Source organism: Nocardia sp. XZ_19_231, from assembly GCF_015355705.1.
GTDB lineage: Bacteria > Actinomycetota > Actinomycetes > Mycobacteriales > Mycobacteriaceae > Nocardia > Nocardia salmonicida.
In genome coordinates this window covers 1-14,239 of sequence record NZ_JACUZI010000016.1, presented here as the reverse complement: position 1 = coordinate 14,239, position 14,239 = coordinate 1, and the positions used below count along the sequence as shown (strand labels likewise).

General features: G+C 68.0%; 13 protein-coding genes. 10 read left to right on the top strand and 3 right to left on the bottom strand.

What is annotated here, in order from left to right; all coding sequences use genetic code 11:
- Position 1 precedes the first annotated feature (1 nt).
- The 8 genes from IBJ82_RS33695 (at position 2) to IBJ82_RS33660 (ending at position 8,619) form a co-directional block, all read left to right on the top strand.
- The gene (locus tag IBJ82_RS33695; protein ID WP_228538066.1) at positions 2–1,036 is read left to right on the top strand and encodes an MlaD family protein; all 1,035 of its coding nucleotides are present in this window, start codon (positions 2–4) and stop codon (positions 1,034–1,036) included.
- Positions 1,033–2,037 (top strand): MlaD family protein, encoded by a 1,005-nt coding sequence (locus IBJ82_RS33690; protein WP_194830040.1) that lies wholly within the window; start codon positions 1,033–1,035, stop codon positions 2,035–2,037. Before IBJ82_RS33695 ends, IBJ82_RS33690 begins: the two co-directional genes overlap by 4 nt.
- On the top strand, positions 2,025–3,044 hold the full coding sequence (locus IBJ82_RS33685; RefSeq protein WP_194830039.1) for an MlaD family protein: 1,020 nt from the start codon (positions 2,025–2,027) through the stop codon (positions 3,042–3,044). Before IBJ82_RS33690 ends, IBJ82_RS33685 begins: the two co-directional genes overlap by 13 nt.
- Positions 3,044–4,141 carry an MlaD family protein gene (locus IBJ82_RS33680; RefSeq protein WP_194830038.1) on the top strand — a complete coding sequence of 366 codons (1,098 nt, stop codon included), beginning with the start codon at positions 3,044–3,046 and terminating at the stop codon, positions 4,139–4,141. The genes IBJ82_RS33685 and IBJ82_RS33680 overlap by 1 nt, the downstream gene beginning before the upstream one ends.
- Positions 4,138–5,190 (top strand): MlaD family protein, encoded by a 1,053-nt coding sequence (locus tag IBJ82_RS33675; RefSeq protein WP_194830037.1) that lies wholly within the window; start codon positions 4,138–4,140, stop codon positions 5,188–5,190. Before IBJ82_RS33680 ends, IBJ82_RS33675 begins: the two co-directional genes overlap by 4 nt.
- The gene (locus tag IBJ82_RS33670) at positions 5,187–6,140 is read left to right on the top strand and encodes an MlaD family protein (RefSeq protein ID WP_194830036.1); all 954 of its coding nucleotides are present in this window, start codon (positions 5,187–5,189) and stop codon (positions 6,138–6,140) included. Before IBJ82_RS33675 ends, IBJ82_RS33670 begins: the two co-directional genes overlap by 4 nt.
- Before the next feature lie 128 nt (positions 6,141–6,268).
- A complete protein-coding gene (locus tag IBJ82_RS33665; protein WP_194830035.1) occupies positions 6,269–6,910 on the top strand; it encodes a hypothetical protein in 642 nt (213 codons plus the stop codon).
- Between the two features lie 137 nt (positions 6,911–7,047).
- Complete coding sequence (locus tag IBJ82_RS33660; protein WP_194830034.1) at positions 7,048–8,619, top strand: Na+/H+ antiporter; 1,572 nt, start codon at positions 7,048–7,050, stop codon at positions 8,617–8,619.
- Between the two features lie 180 nt (positions 8,620–8,799).
- On the opposite strand, the gene IBJ82_RS33655 is transcribed toward IBJ82_RS33660, so the two are convergent.
- The 3 genes from IBJ82_RS33655 to IBJ82_RS33645 form a co-directional block, all read right to left on the bottom strand.
- Entirely contained in the window at positions 8,800–9,525 is a 726-nt protein-coding gene (locus tag IBJ82_RS33655; protein WP_194830033.1) for a VIT family protein, read from the bottom strand.
- 9 nt (positions 9,526–9,534) lie between these two features.
- On the bottom strand, positions 9,535–11,142 hold the full coding sequence (locus IBJ82_RS33650; protein WP_194830032.1) for a GMC family oxidoreductase: 1,608 nt from the start codon (positions 11,140–11,142) through the stop codon (positions 9,535–9,537).
- Positions 11,143–11,209: 67 nt separating this feature from the next.
- Entirely contained in the window at positions 11,210–11,764 is a 555-nt protein-coding gene (locus tag IBJ82_RS33645; RefSeq protein WP_194830031.1) for a YdcF family protein, read from the bottom strand.
- A gap of 99 nt (positions 11,765–11,863) precedes the next feature.
- On the opposite strand from IBJ82_RS33645, the gene IBJ82_RS33640 reads away from it, so the two are divergent.
- Together IBJ82_RS33640 and IBJ82_RS33635 are read left to right on the top strand one after the other, a co-directional pair.
- Positions 11,864–13,363 (top strand): NAD(P)/FAD-dependent oxidoreductase, encoded by a 1,500-nt coding sequence (locus IBJ82_RS33640; RefSeq protein ID WP_194830030.1) that lies wholly within the window; start codon positions 11,864–11,866, stop codon positions 13,361–13,363.
- 80 nt (positions 13,364–13,443) lie between these two features.
- Complete coding sequence (locus IBJ82_RS33635; RefSeq protein WP_194830029.1) at positions 13,444–13,848, top strand: hypothetical protein; 405 nt, start codon at positions 13,444–13,446, stop codon at positions 13,846–13,848.
- Positions 13,849–14,239 lie beyond the last annotated feature (391 nt).

Here is a 14,239-nt window from a genome sequence, read left to right as displayed (position 1 = left end):
TATGCCTAACTACGGAATGCCGGGCGTCGCGGCCGATCGGCGCAGCGCGCGCACGACCGGCGCGATCATCCTCGGACTGATCACGGCGGTCTTGCTCGGAACTGTCGCCTACAACAACCTGCGCACCGAAGACGGCCTGCGTATCGCCCTGCACACCGAACATCTCGGTGACGGCATCAGCGCGGGCAGTCAGGTCCGCGTCGACGGCGTGACGGTCGGCGAGGTCGCCGAGGTGACCCCCGGCGCGCGCGGCACCCAGCAGATCTCGCTGCTGCTCGACTCGCAGCGCCTGGTCGGCATCGACGACAGCCTCGCGATCGACTACGCCCCGACCAATCTGTTCGGCATCGCCGAGATCGAATTGCGCCGTGGCGCGGGCGGTTCGCCGCTGCGTGAGGGCGCGGTCCTCGACCTCACCGGCAACAACGGCGACCGGGTCTACGACGCCACGATGAGCGCGATCCTGCGCAGCCTCTCGCAGGTCGGCATGACCGTCACCAGCCCGCAGATGGCGACCGTCATCTCCCAGCTGGCCGCCGACTTCAAGGCCTTCACCCCGCTGGTGCAGGCCCTGATCACGGTCGCGAAGACCATCGCCGACAACCAGGACGTGATGCCCTCGGAGCTGTTCGGCAAGCTCGGCCCCGCCTTCGACGGCGGCGGTGAGTTCGCGGGCGCCACCATGAAAGTGATCGACCGGCTCAGCGAGATCCGGGTCACCCAGGTCGACAAGGAGCGCTACGACATCGGCGTCGGGGTGATCGGCGGCAGCATCCTGCCCGCGCTGACCACCACGCTGAGTACCGCGGGCGGCCACTTCGCCGAGACCACCGACATGCTCGCTCCGATGCTGCTCGCGCTGGCTCAGATGTCGCCGAACCCGCGCAGTACCGGTGCCGATCTCACCGCCCTGCTGCACAACCTGCGCGGCGCCATGCCCGACAGCCCGAACGGTCCTGTCCTCAACCTCGACGTCGAGCTCAGCGGTGTCCCCGGCATCGCGGTGCCGCTGTTCGGAAAGGCCGGTGGGCGATGAAGATTCGCGGAACCGCGCTGCGCCTGGGCGCCTTCACCCTGGTGATGATCACCGTCCTCGGGCTCGTGTTCACCCTGATCAAGCGTCCTGTCGACGGCGACACCTTCGCCCACGACGCGCTGTTCACCGACGCCAACGGCCTCAAGGTCGGCAACGACGTGCGGATGTTCGGCGTGCAGGTGGGCAAGATCGAGAAGATCAGCCTCGAAGGCGACAAGGCCAAGGTCGCGATCACGGTCAAGACCGACACCCCGATCTACGACAACTCCAAGCTGGCCATCCGCTACCAGAACCTCACCGGCCAGCGCTATATCGACCTGCAGCAGGCGCCGAACCCCGGTAAGGCCATCGCGGCGAACGCCAGGATCGGCGCGAACATGACCGTCCCGTCCTTCGACGTGACGAGCCTGTTCAGCGGCCTCAAGCCGGTGCTCGCCACGCTGTCGCCGGAAGCGATCAACCAGTTCACCGCGAGCATGCTCGCCGTCATCGAGGGTGACGGCACCGGCCTCGGTCCCGCGCTGACCGCGATCGACCAGCTCGCGAACTACGCCGACGATCGTCAGCAGGTGATCGGCACCCTGATCCGCAACCTGTCCGACATGGGCGACCGGCACGGCGGTCGGGTCGGGTACCTGCTGCCGCTGCTGGCTCGGCTCACCGATGTCTTCGAGGCGATGCAGCGCAATATCGGCGGCGTCGCGCAGTTCGCGATGACCGCGCCCTCGGTGCTCGCTCCGGTGGACCGGTTGCTCGCTTCGCTCGGCCTGGTCGAAGGCGGCGGCGCCGATGTCGACGCGATGATCCGCGGGCTTTTCCCGAATCCACAGGAAGCTGTCGAGGTATTCGGCAAGCTCCCCGGTCTGCTGGCCACGGTCGACGCCTCGCTCTCGCGCGGTTTCGCCGACTTCACGCCGCACTGCAGCAATGGCGCCGCCGAGGTGCCCGCGCCGCTGCAGGTGCTGATCGCCGGACAGAAGGTCACCGTATGCAACCGCTGAAGAAGCTCACCGGGATGTTCGCCGGTGATCGCCCGATCCCCGATGAAGCGGGCAAACGCGCACGGGAACTGCGGATGGGGATCATCGGCCTGAGCCTGGTCGTGCTGTTCATCATCGCCGCGGGCGTGGTCTACGTGGTGCCGCTGGGCAAGCACACCTACACCGCCGAGCTCAGCGAAGCGCAGTCGGTGCGCGAGGGCGACGACGTGCGCCTGGCGGGCATCTCGGTCGGCAGCGTCACCTCCCTGGAGCTGAAGCCCGACAAGGTCCTCATGCAGTTCACTGTCGACAACGAGGTGTTCGTCGGCGACAAGACCTCCCTCGATGTCCGCATGCTCACCGTGGTCGGCGGCCACTACGTCGCGCTCTACCCGGCAGGCACGGCCCCGCTGGGGGACAAGGCGATTCCCTCCGATCGAATCCGCTTGCCCTACAGCCTGATCGAGACCTTCCAGGACGCCACCGCCCCGCTGGCCGCCATCGACGGCGATACCGTGCGTAACAACCTGGCCGCCGCGAACTCCGCGATCGCGACCTCGCCGGAGGCGCTGCGCACCACGCTGGACACCGTCGGTAAGTACGTCGACATGCTCGATCGTCAGCGCAGCCAGGTGTCGAAGTCGATCGCGGTCGTCGACGAGTACATCTCCATGTACGACGGCGCCAAGTCCGATCTGGGCAGGCTGATGGACAACGTCAACCTTCTCGAAGATCTGCTACTGAGTAAGAAAGCCGAACTGGCCGAAGCGGTTCGGTTGCTCACCTCCGTAGTGAATCGTCTGGCCGGCCTCACTCCGACCTGGGAATCGACTCTGAAACCGCAGGTGCAGGCCCTGGCCGACACCCTGCCTCGCCTGCAGGAACTCGGCGGCCGGCTCGAGCCTGTCATCGGGACCGTCGGTGCCCTGCAGACGAAGTTGTCGCAGCTGGCGACCCCCGAAGCCGGTGTGGTGGTCGACCAGTCGGGCGCCCGCGTGTGCGTACCGCTGCCCGGGAAGGCGTGCTGATGCTGAAACGACTGCTCGGATCCCAGGCGTTCATGTCGATCGCCGGTGTCGCGGTGCTCGTGGCGCTGGTGACCGGCGGCTACTTCGTCGCCTTCGATCCGCTGAAGAAGACCGAATCCTATTGCGCGCTCATGCCCGACGCGATCGGCCTGTACCCCGGCAACCACGTCACCATGCGCGGCATGGATGTGGGCGAGGTGACCGCGGTGCGCAACGAGGGCGCCAAGGTGCGCGTCGAATTCGAGGTCGACGCCGAATTCCCGGTCTACTCGGATGCTTCCGCCACCACGGTCGCGTACTCGGTCGCGGCGGACCGCAATCTGGCGGTGCTCACCAGCGGCAAGACCGCGCCCCCGCTGGCGGGTGGCTGCATCACCAAAACCCTGACCCCCAAGAGCATCACCGAAACGCTCACGGCGCTGGCGAGCCTGTCCGATCAGCTCTCCGGCGGCGCCGCGGGGGAGCCGAGTGCCCTGTCCGACGGCCTGTCCTCGCTCAACCGTGCGACCGAGGGCACCGGCCCCACGGTCAACGAACTCATCCACAAGCTCGGTTCGGCGATGACCAAGCCCGACGCAGACATCGGCCATCTCGCAAGCCTTTTCGACGCGTTCGCCTCGGTGTCGAACCGGGTCGCCGCCAACTGGGGTGACCTGCAGACGATGCTGGTCCGCCTGGCGCCGCTGCTCAACATGGCCTCCGACGACCTGCTCATCCCGGCCACGTCGCTGTTCGACGGTCTCGGCGAGGTGTTGCCGATGCTCAACGACATCGCCGTCATCCTCGGTGACCCGCTGATCGGCGCGCTCGACGACACGGTCCCGCTGGTGAAGTTGTTGCGCGCCAACGTCGGATCGCTGAGTGAGATCGTGGCGAAGATGCCCGCGCTCGCCTCCGCCTTCCGGAGCGCCACCGATCCCGCGGGCGGCACCGCGATCACCTACGCGCCGCCGAAGGTCGCCCTCCCTGCCGGTGCGGCCGACCAGGTGTGCGGCGCGGTGAACGAGCTGATCCCGGGGCAGTGCCCCGATCCGGCGCAGGGACTGGCCGATGTGAATCTCGTGCAGGTCGTGCTGGGAATGGCAGGTGCTCGATGAACACTCGAAAGATGGTGCGGCGCAGTGCGGTCGCACTGGTGATCGCGGCCGGGCTCGCGGTCGGCGGCTGTGGTTTCGACCCCGCCGAGGTGCCGGTGCCCGGCTCGACTGTCAGCGGTTCGACCTACCGCGTGCAGATCGAGTTCAGCAGCGCGCTGAACCTGCCCGCGAAGTCGAAGGTGATCGCCAACGGCGCCGAGATCGGCATCGTCGACGGGGTGCGCGTGGTCCAGCCCGCCGACGCCCCCGCCGGTCGCGGCGGTTACGTCATCGTCGAGGCCGACATCCTCGACACCGTGCAGTTGCCGACGAAGTCCATCGCCGAACTGCGTCAGGACACCATCCTCGGCGATATCCACCTCTCGCTCACCACCCCGAAGGACGGTTTCGGCGAGCTGCTGCGCGACGGCGGCACGATCCCGATCGAACGCACGAAACCGCCTGTGCAACTGGAGGACACGATGGCCACCATGGCCCTGTTCGTCCAGGGCGGGGCGATCGGTCAGCTGCAGGAGATGCTCGGCCGGATCAACTCGGTGATGCCACAGGATCCCAAGGAAACCGCGCGCATCTCAGCGGTGATGGGCGCTGACGCCGCCGACCTGGCCGCGAATCTGGACCAGGTCGACCTGCTGGTCAACGGCCTGTCCCGCAATGCGACGATCCTGCACGACGACACCGAACAAGCGCTCACCGACATCCTCACCCCCGAGGCCGTCGCCTCGCTCACGGGTACGCAGGACTCGATCGCCAAGACCATGAAGATCTTCGCCGCGCTCGGTCCGGTCGGTTCCTCGCTCACCTGGCTGGCTCCGATCGCGAGCTCCGGTGACGCCGCCGCGACCGCGTTCCTCCCGCTGGCCACCGGCGGCTCGGCCGACCTGCGCTCCTCGACCAACATGGCACTGCTCACAGCCCTGTTGCGCGACAAGATCATTCCCTTCGCCGAGCGCGGACCGAAGGTGAACGTCACCGGTGTCGAGGTGTCCGAACAAGACCAGCTGGCGCAGATCGTCACCGCGCTGCGGATGATCGGAATGGTGCGATGAAGATCGGTGCACTGGCCTCACTCGGCGGCATCGCCGCCATCACCGTGCTCGGTGCGAGCTACCTCACCTTCGGGGTGGTGCGCGTCGACCCGTTCGCCGACTACACCGCGGCCTCGATCGAGATCGCGAATTCCGGTGGCCTCAGCGTCGGTTCGCCGATCCTGCTCACCGGCATCGAGATCGGCGAGGTCACCGGCGTCGACACCTCGGCGAGCGGTCGCGTCCAGGTCGGATTCCGGTTCGGCGCCGATCACAAGGTGCCGATGAGCAGTGTCGTCACCATCGAGCACCTGTCCTCGCTCGGTGAGCCGTACGTGCAGTTCGTGCCGCGCGACGCCAACGGTCCCTATCTCATCGACGGGCAACGCCTTTCCGGCGAGAACGTGCGCACCCCGATGTCGATCCCCGAGGTCGCACGGCTGGTCACCAAGACCGTCGAGCAACTCGACCCCGCGGTCGTCGGCTCTCTGGTCGACACGCTCGGCACGGCGATGGTCGGCACCGAGAACGTGGTCCCGGAGCTGGCAAGGGCAGGCGACCTGCTCGCCGCGGCGCTCATGAGTCGCGCCCCGGCGATCGGCGAGCTGCAGAACAACTTCGAGTACGTCTCCGGCGACATCGGCTGGGCAGGCCCGGCCACCTCCGCGGCCGCGCCCGCCTTCATCCGGTTGAGTCAGGTGATCGATCAGTTCGTCGAATCGGTCGGCCGGGCCACCGAGGGTGATCCGCAGATGTACCTGCGCGAGGGCGGATTGGTGCCGTTGCTCGAGCAACTCACCGCCAAGCTGAACGAGCTCGGCCCCGAGCTCTCCGCGCTACTGCCCGGGCTGCGCCCGCTCACCGAATCGGTCACCGCGACCGCTCCGCAGCTCGATCTGAGCGCGCTGATCACCCAGGCGCTGCACAACACCGACGCCGACGCGGTGAAGGTGCGGGTCGCGATCAAGTAAACATCTGGCAACCATCGTATATAGGTATCTGCCCTGGCCAGTGGTTGTTCGGCCGAGCCGAGTGGCCTGCGAGCAACCGTGCGGTAGCCTGCTGGACGGGGGACCTGGTCCGCGGTGGAGGCGGTGCGATGGCAGAGAGCAGCGAGGGTCCGGAAGCTCGGACCGGCAGCAGTACTCGAATGATCGCGATCGCGGCGGTACTCGCCGCGATACTCGCACTGGTGGGTGCGCTCGGTCTGTTGCTGCGCGCCGACCAGGGTGACGACAACCCGTCGGTGAACCCGATGGGATCCGACGCCAACGGTCTCCCGATCGCCGGTTCCGATCGGGAAGCCGCCGACCAGGACCAGAAATTCGCGCCCCCGTGGCCGGCCAGGCGAGTCGGCGGGAACTGCTCGGCCGGTGGCATCGTCGCGCACTGGCGCGTCCACGACGACGGCCAATGGCAATGCACGGTGACCACCCCCGACGCCCTGCCCCCGACAGCGGCCCCCGGGCCGCCTCCGCCGCCCCCGCCGCCCGGAACCGAACCCGCCCCCGGGCCCGTGCCCGTGGAGGAGCCTGCGCCGCCGCCCGCATTCGAGCCGCCCCCGCCGCCTGTCTACGAGCCGCCTGTCTACGAGCCGCCGCCCCCGCCCGAGCCGCCGCCGGTCTTCGAACCCGAACCCGCCCCGGCGCCGCCTCCACCACCTCCGCCGCCCCCTGTCCTGCAACTCCCGTTCCCCCTTCCGCCGATCCTGCTCCCACCGGCGGCAGCCGTCCGGCCCTGATCTGCGATCGCACCGCGCCGTCGATGTGGACCGGGTCTCCGGTGCGTCGCGCGGGTGAGTCGAGTCAGCCGTTCGACCCCCTGACCGGCGGCGGGTCGATGCCCGCGCACCGTCGATGTCGGTGAGACTGGTCAGCTATGGACCAGTTGGTGCTGACTCTGGTGATCCTGCTCGCGGCCGTACTCGCCGAACCCCTCGGTGCGCGCATCGGTCTGGCGCCCTCGATCCTGATGACCCTGTTCGGCTGCCTGCTCGCCCTGATTCCGGCCGTGCCGAGCCTGAGCATCCCGCCCGAGTTGATCCTGCCGCTGGTCCTGCCGCCGCTGCTCTACGCCGCCGCCCGCCGCACCTCGTGGCGGCAGTTCGCGGAGAACTGGCAGATCATCGCGTTGCGCGCGGTCGGCCTCGTGATAGTCACCGCGATCGCGGTCGCCGCGGTCTTCCATGCCTGGAGTCCTGGTACCGCCGTCGCCGCGGCCGTGGTGCTCGGCGCCCTCGTCGCGCCGCCGGACCCGGTGGCGGCCACGTCGATGGCGGGCCGCCTCGGTCTGCCACGCCGACTGATCGTCACGCTGGGTGGCGAAGGTCTGTTCAACGACGTCACCGCGATCGTCATCTACACCGTCGGTCTCCAGGTGGTGATGACCGGCCTGTTCAGCCCGTGGCACGCGCTCGCCGACTTCGCGATCGCCGCGGTGGTCGGGCTGGTCGTCGGACTGGTGCTCGGCTGGCTCGGCAGCACGCTCACCAAGCACCTCGACACCGCCACCGGCCAGGTTGCCCTGAGCCTGCTGCTGCCCTTCGCCGCCTACGGCATCGCCGAACACTGGGAGGGCTCGGCGGTCCTTGCCGTGCTGGTCTGCGCGCTGTATCTCACCGATGCCGTGACCGAGATCGGCGACCGTGACTATCGCCTGGTCGCCGACTCGTTCTGGGACATCACCGAAATGCTCATCACCGGTTTCGCCTTCGCCCTGATCGGGCTGGAACTGCGGGTGGTCATCGAAACCACCGGCCACAATTGGCCGGGGCTGGCCGGGGTCACCGTCGCGGTGATCGTGGTCGTCGTGGGATTGCGCCTGGCCTGGCTGATGGCCACCTGGGCGATCAGTAGCAAACTGCCCTACACCGACGAACCGTTCACCTGGCGCGAGGTCATCGTCACCTGGTGGGCCGGAATGCGCGGCGTCGCCACGGTGGCGCTGGCACTGGCCGTGCCGTTCACCCTCGACACCGGCGCCGACTTCCCGGCCCGCTCGGAAATCCTGTTCATCGCGTTCGCGGTCGTGCTGTTCACCCTGCTCGTCCAGGGCCCGACACTCCCGCTGGTAGTCCGCCTCACCGGCGTCCACGCCGACACCCGGCACGAACGCGCCGTCGAACAGGCCCTCTGGACCAGGGTCGTGAATGCCGAACTCGCCGAACTCAAAGCGATCGCCGCCCGCGACAACCTCCCCGAAGACGTCTACGACGACCTCAAGGCCCTGTTGCGTCGGCTGTCCGCCAAGGCCGATCCCGAAGCGGCCGACGCCGACGCCAAGGCCGCTCTGGACAAGGAACGAAAACTCGCCTCGCAGATGCGCGCGGTCCGCGCCGCCGTCACCGAAGCGGGCCGCCGCGAGGCCCAAACCGCCCGCCGCGAACCCGGCATGCCCCCGGATGTCGTCGATCGGGTCACCCGCCGCCTCGACCTCGGCCCGATGCACTGAGTGCGCAGATCCGGGTAGTTCACGGATTCGTGGTCTGACCTTGTTTTTTTGGAAGGCGCATACACGGCCGGGTTCACGGATTCGTGGTCTGACCTTAGTTGGTAGGCGCATACATGGCGGTTTGCGGATTCGCTGGGTGTGCGGGTGCCGAGGCAATTCAGCGGTCGGTCTGGTTGGAGCTCAGCCGGAACTCAGGGAGTCGGTGAGGGCGCCGATTCCGTAGGTGATCGCCATTGCCAGCGCTCCGCCGACGACCACGCGGACCACCGCTCGTCCGCGGTTGCCGCCGCCGAGGCGGGCACTCACCGAGCCGGTGATCGCCAGCGCGATCAGCACCGCGGCGAAGGTCACCGGCACCCGCCATGCGGTGGGCGGCAACACGATCGCCAGCAAGGGCAGCAGCGCACCGCAGGTGAACGCGATCGCCGAGGAGATCGCGGCCGCCCACGGGTTGGTGAGCGAGCGCGGGTCGATGCCGAGTTCGGCCTCGGCGTGCGCGGTGAACGCGTCGTGGGCGGTGAGCTCGGCGGCCACGACGCGCGCGGTGGCCGGGCTGAGGCCCTTCTGCTCGTAGATCTCGGCCAGTTCGGCCAGTTCGAAATCGGGCTCGTCGGCCAATTCGCGGCGTTCCTCGGCCAGCAGCGCCTTCTCCGAATCCCGCTGGGTGCTCACCGACACGTATTCGCCCGCGGCCATCGAGATCGCACCGGCGACCAGTCCCGCGATACCCGCGGTGAGGATCGTCTGGGCATTGTTCGTGGTCGCGGCCACACCGACGACGAGCCCGGCGGTGGAGACGATGCCGTCGTTTGCGCCGAGCACCCCGGCGCGCAGCCAGTTCAACCGCGACGCGAGGCCCTCGGTATGTGGTTCGTGGGGATGGCTGGTCGATGACGAGTCCGGCACCGGCCCAGCCTAATCGGGAGCGGCCACCAGCCCCGCGCGCAGCGTGTCGGCCAGTCGCACAGCGAGCGCGATCACGGTCAGCGTCGGATTGACGTGCCCGTTCGTCGGAAACACCGAACTACCGGCGATGTAGAGGTTGTCCACCCCGTGCACCCGGCAGTGCTGGTCCACGACGCCGTGCCGGGGATCGGCCGACATCCGGGTGGTCCCGCAGGGATGCGCCCAGTCGGTGAGCGGCAGGGGATCGGTGCTGTCGGGCAGCGCCGCGGGAACCACCTGCGGCGTCGGCAACCCGAGCCGGGCGAACTCACCCACGAGCAATGCCGTAGCCCGGCGCACCGTTCGATCCTCCTGCTCACTCGTCCGCCAATCCACTTGCGGCAGTGGGATTCCCATCGGATCAGTCCGCGTCGAAAGCCGGACCCTACTGTCGGCGTTCGGGGTCTGCTCCACCATCGCCCGCACCTCGACGCAGGCCAGTCGATGCGGTACCCCGACACTGTCGACCAACCTGCGCCGCGCACCGTCGAGCAGAAGCCCGGTGTCGGACAGCATGATCAGCAGGTCCTGCCAGTGAGCCCGTCCGCGCAAGAACCGCTTCACCGAGGCCCACGGATCGTCGTCGGCGGTGACCTCCTGCAACCACAGCGCACAGTTCACCAGCGACTCGCGCCGTTGCAGCGCGGACGACAGCGCCATGCCGTGCAGATAGGTGTGGCGGCCCCGCACACTCTTGACCACGTACTTGCCGAACCGGTCGAGCGCCGCCCCGGCCTCCGCGGTGCGCAGTGTCGCCACCACCCCGCAGCGGTGATCCATCAGGTACCGCCCGACCTGGTCGTACCGATTCCCGATCCCACCGGCGACGGTGCGCCGCGAGGCCAGCAGCAGCCGTGGCGTGGCGATTCCACCCGCGGCCAGCACGAACATCCGTGCCTCGACGGTGCGCACGCGCCCGCCCGCACCGGTCACCTCGACCGAATTCACATGCGCGCCGGTGGCATCGGTGTCGATATGGGTGACCGTCGCGTTCACCAGCACCCGAGCTGTCGGCGCGACGATGTCGCGCACGTGCGGACCCCATCGTTTGCAGTCGAACCGGTTGGTCGGGTCGCGGCTGATCTGCCAGAAGTAGGGGCGCAACGAGGCGGTGTCGAGCGCGTCGGCCGGTGCTCGCCGCCCGGCCATGGCCCAGAACTCGTTGTCGGTGAAGCCGGTGCCGTGCCCGAGCCCGGCATGCGCGGCGGCACGTTCGGCATAGGGCCGCAGCGCGCCCGCGTCGATCGGCCAGCCGGACCGGGCGACCCAGGGCCGATGGGCGAAGTCGAGGTCGTCGAGCACGCCGCAACGTCCGGCCCAGCTGTGTGAGCTCCCGCCGAGCACTCGGTTTCCCGCGATCCGGTGTTGTTCCGCACGCGCAGCGCCGATGCTTTCCATCGCGGCGAATGCTGGTTCGTCCGCGGTGATCTCGTGCCCGCCACTTTCCAGCACCAGCACTCGCAGTCCGGCGGCGGCGAGTTCGGTGGCCACCGTCAGTCCCGCGGGGCCCGACCCGATGACGCAGATCTGGGTGCGCAGCGCGTCGTCGCCGACGGTGCGCAGATCCTCCACAAGCATCGGCGGTCCTCTCACCAGCGCTGCCCCCGAAGTGCTGGTTTCACTGTAGGAGCCGGACCACCGTGTGTCAGTCGGTCTCGCAATGCTGATTGACGAAAGCTCTGATGTACCCAGCGGATTGGCGCACATACATCCACGTCCAGAACTCCGGCCCGGAATCCGACGGGCTGGCGACCATGGTGATCTCGCCGTCGTAGCACTTCTCGACGATGTATCTCGCCCGCGACACATGTGGCGTGAAGGTGACCACGATGATGTGGCGCCATCCGTAGATATTTGCGCGCCGGACGATTTCGCGCGCCTCACCGTCGGTGGTCCACGGGTCGGGCACGAAACACGAGACCCGGAAGGCGAATCGGCCGCCGCAGTACTTGTCCATCATCGGATCGTCGGGTCCGGTGGACTGCGAGATCAGCACCTCGGGGGCGAGGCCGCGCTCGGCGAGTTCGATGCCGAGGTCGAACCGTTCGTAGGCGGTGCCACCGAGCACCACGATCACGTCCGCGGGCCGCAACGGGTCGACCTGGGGGTGCACGAAGACCGGCCATCCAGCGAACGCGGCAGCCAGCACGATGACCAGTGCGCCGACGAGCAACCATCCCGCACGCCGAAAGATCGACACGGCTCCGACGATACCGAAACCTCGACGATGGCCGCCGGTCCGCTGTCGACCGGGCACACGCCCTTCTGTCGCGGTCGCAGGGCAGGCACACTGGAGCCCATGACCGACACCGCCGTTGCCCCCGAACACCTCGACGTCGTCATCGTCGGCGCCGGGTTGTCCGGCATCGGGGCCGCTTACCGGCTGCAGACCGAGCACCCGCATCGCAGCTACGCCGTCCTCGAGGCGCGCGCCGACCTCGGCGGCACCTGGGACCTGTTCCGCTACCCGGGCATCCGCTCGGATTCGGACATGTTCACCCTCGGCTACCCGTTCAAGCCGTGGCGCGCGGCCCGCTCCATCGCCGACGGCTCCGCGATCCTGGACTACATCCGCGAGACCGCGCAGGAGAACGGCATCGATCGGCGCATTCGCTTCGGTTCCCGGGTGATCGGCGCGGATTGGTCATCGGCGCAGGCCCACTGGCAACTCACCATCGCCCACGAGGGCCCCGACGGCCCCGAACTGAGCACCCTGACCTGCGGTTTCCTCTACGCCTGCGCCGGCTACTACGACTACCAGCAGCCGCACGCCCCCGAGTTCCCCGGCCGCGACGACTTCGCGGGCACCGTGGTGCACCCACAGTTCTGGCCCGCCGACCTCGACACCAGCGACAAGCGCATCGTCGTGATCGGCAGCGGCGCCACGGCCGTCACCTTGGTGCCCAACCTCGCCGCCGACGCCGCACACGTCACCATGCTGCAGCGCAGCCCCACCTGGATCAGCCCCGTCCCCGGCCGCGACAAGCACGCCGACAAGCTCCGTAAACTGCTCCCCGCCGGCCTCGCTCACCGGCTCATCCGAACCAAGAACATCCTGTTCAACATCGGTTTCTACCAGTTCTGCCGCCGTCGCCCCGCCGCCGCGCGCAAACTGCTCACCGACCTCACCGCGCGCATCCTCAAAGACGACAGGCTCGTCGCCGAACACTTCACGCCCGACTACGACCCGTGGGACCAGCGCCTGTGCGCCGCTCCCGACGCCGACTTCTTCAAGGCGATGAAAAAGGGCAAAGCCTCGGTGGTCACCGACCACATCGACGCCTTCGTCCCGTCGGGGATCCGCCTGGTCTCGGGGGAGACGCTGCCCGCCGACATCGTGGTCACCGCCACGGGCCTGCGCCTGTTGGCGTTCGGCGGCATCGCGCCTTCAGTGGACGGCACCCCCGTTCCGCTGGCCGATCAGTTCGTCTGGCAGGGCGCCATGCTCACCGGCCTGCCCAACTTCGCCATCTGCGTCGGCTACACCAACGCGTCGTGGACCCTGCGCGCCGACCTCACCTCCCGTCTGGTCTGCAAAGTCCTCACCCACCTGGACCGCACCGGTAGCGCCGCGGTCGTCCCCGAGCCGAAGGGCTCGCTCGCCGAGCGCCCGCTACTCGATCTGAACGCCGGCTACGTCCTGCGCTCGATCGCTGCCTTCCCACGTCAGGGCGACCGTCATCCATGGCGGGTCAGGCAGAACTACCTGCTCGACGCGCTGATCACCCTGCGCACCGACCTCGGCAAGACCCTGCGACCGGTGTCGCGTCGGGTAGGGGAGTTCACCCGCAACGGGTGAGGCGCGCGACACGCCGGGTTTCCTACCGTTGTCGTGTGCCGTGGTGGCACGTGGCGTTGACCTCATGGGAAGGCCCAGCGATGACAGACACGAATCAGCACCACCTGCGCGACGGAATTGCGGCAGGAACCTCCATCGGCGCTGGCATCCTGCTGGCCGTTGTCGGTGTTCTGCAGATTCTCCAGGGAATCTCCGCGGTCGCCAAGGACGACCTCATCGTCGTCGGACCGGAGTACATCTACCAGTTCGACATCACCAGCTGGGGCTGGTGGCACATCGTTCTCGGCGCTATCGCGGTGATCGTCGCGATCGGCCTGCTGGCCGGTCAGACGTGGGGCCGGGTAGCGGCGATGGTGATCGCGGCATTGTCGATCATCGCCAATTTCCTGTGGCTGCCCTACTACCCGTGGTGGTCGATCCTGATCATCGCCGTCGACATCGTGGTGATCTGGGCGGTGGCCACCTGGCGACCGAACCGCGTCTGAGCTGTCCTGATCCATTCGACAACGCCGCCCCGGTCACCGGGGCGGCGTTGTTTGTAGTCGTCGCTCGTGATGTTCGCCGACGAGCGCCGGCCTTCAACCGTGGGTAGGATGTTCTCGTGACCTGGGGAAATGCCGGATTTTCCAGGCGATTTGACTTCGTGTTTGTCGGCACGTAACTTTATTCCAGTCAGAGCGACACGGACACCGACTCAGCCGCCCAGCGGCCGGGACACGAGGTAGTACGATGAGCGCCTGACTGATTGCGTGTTCAGCAGAACTCGGATCGGATTTGCTTCCGGCCGGTTGGCTGAGCTAAGTTTGAACCCTTGCCTCACCGAAACCCCGACGACATGTTGTTGGTAGAAGTGTGTGCGTGTGTTCTTTGAGAACT

Bases quoted from the DNA above. Each gene is read 5' to 3' on its own strand.
- IBJ82_RS33695 (WP_228538066.1), top strand. From the start codon at position 2: ATGCCTAACTACGGAATGCCGGGCGTCGCGGCCGATCGGCGCAGCGCG.
- IBJ82_RS33690 (WP_194830040.1), top strand. From the start codon at position 1,033: ATGAAGATTCGCGGAACCGCGCTGCGCCTGGGCGCCTTCACCCTGGTG.
- IBJ82_RS33685 (WP_194830039.1), top strand. From the start codon at position 2,025: ATGCAACCGCTGAAGAAGCTCACCGGGATGTTCGCCGGTGATCGCCCG.
- IBJ82_RS33680 (WP_194830038.1), top strand. From the start codon at position 3,044: ATGCTGAAACGACTGCTCGGATCCCAGGCGTTCATGTCGATCGCCGGT.
- IBJ82_RS33675 (WP_194830037.1), top strand. From the start codon at position 4,138: ATGAACACTCGAAAGATGGTGCGGCGCAGTGCGGTCGCACTGGTGATC.
- IBJ82_RS33670 (WP_194830036.1), top strand. From the start codon at position 5,187: ATGAAGATCGGTGCACTGGCCTCACTCGGCGGCATCGCCGCCATCACC.
- IBJ82_RS33665 (WP_194830035.1), top strand. From the start codon at position 6,269: ATGGCAGAGAGCAGCGAGGGTCCGGAAGCTCGGACCGGCAGCAGTACT.
- IBJ82_RS33660 (WP_194830034.1), top strand. From the start codon at position 7,048: ATGGACCAGTTGGTGCTGACTCTGGTGATCCTGCTCGCGGCCGTACTC.
- IBJ82_RS33650 (WP_194830032.1), bottom strand. From the start codon at position 11,142: ATGCTTGTGGAGGATCTGCGCACCGTCGGCGACGACGCGCTGCGCACC.
- IBJ82_RS33640 (WP_194830030.1), top strand. From the start codon at position 11,864: ATGACCGACACCGCCGTTGCCCCCGAACACCTCGACGTCGTCATCGTC.
- IBJ82_RS33635 (WP_194830029.1), top strand. From the start codon at position 13,444: ATGACAGACACGAATCAGCACCACCTGCGCGACGGAATTGCGGCAGGA.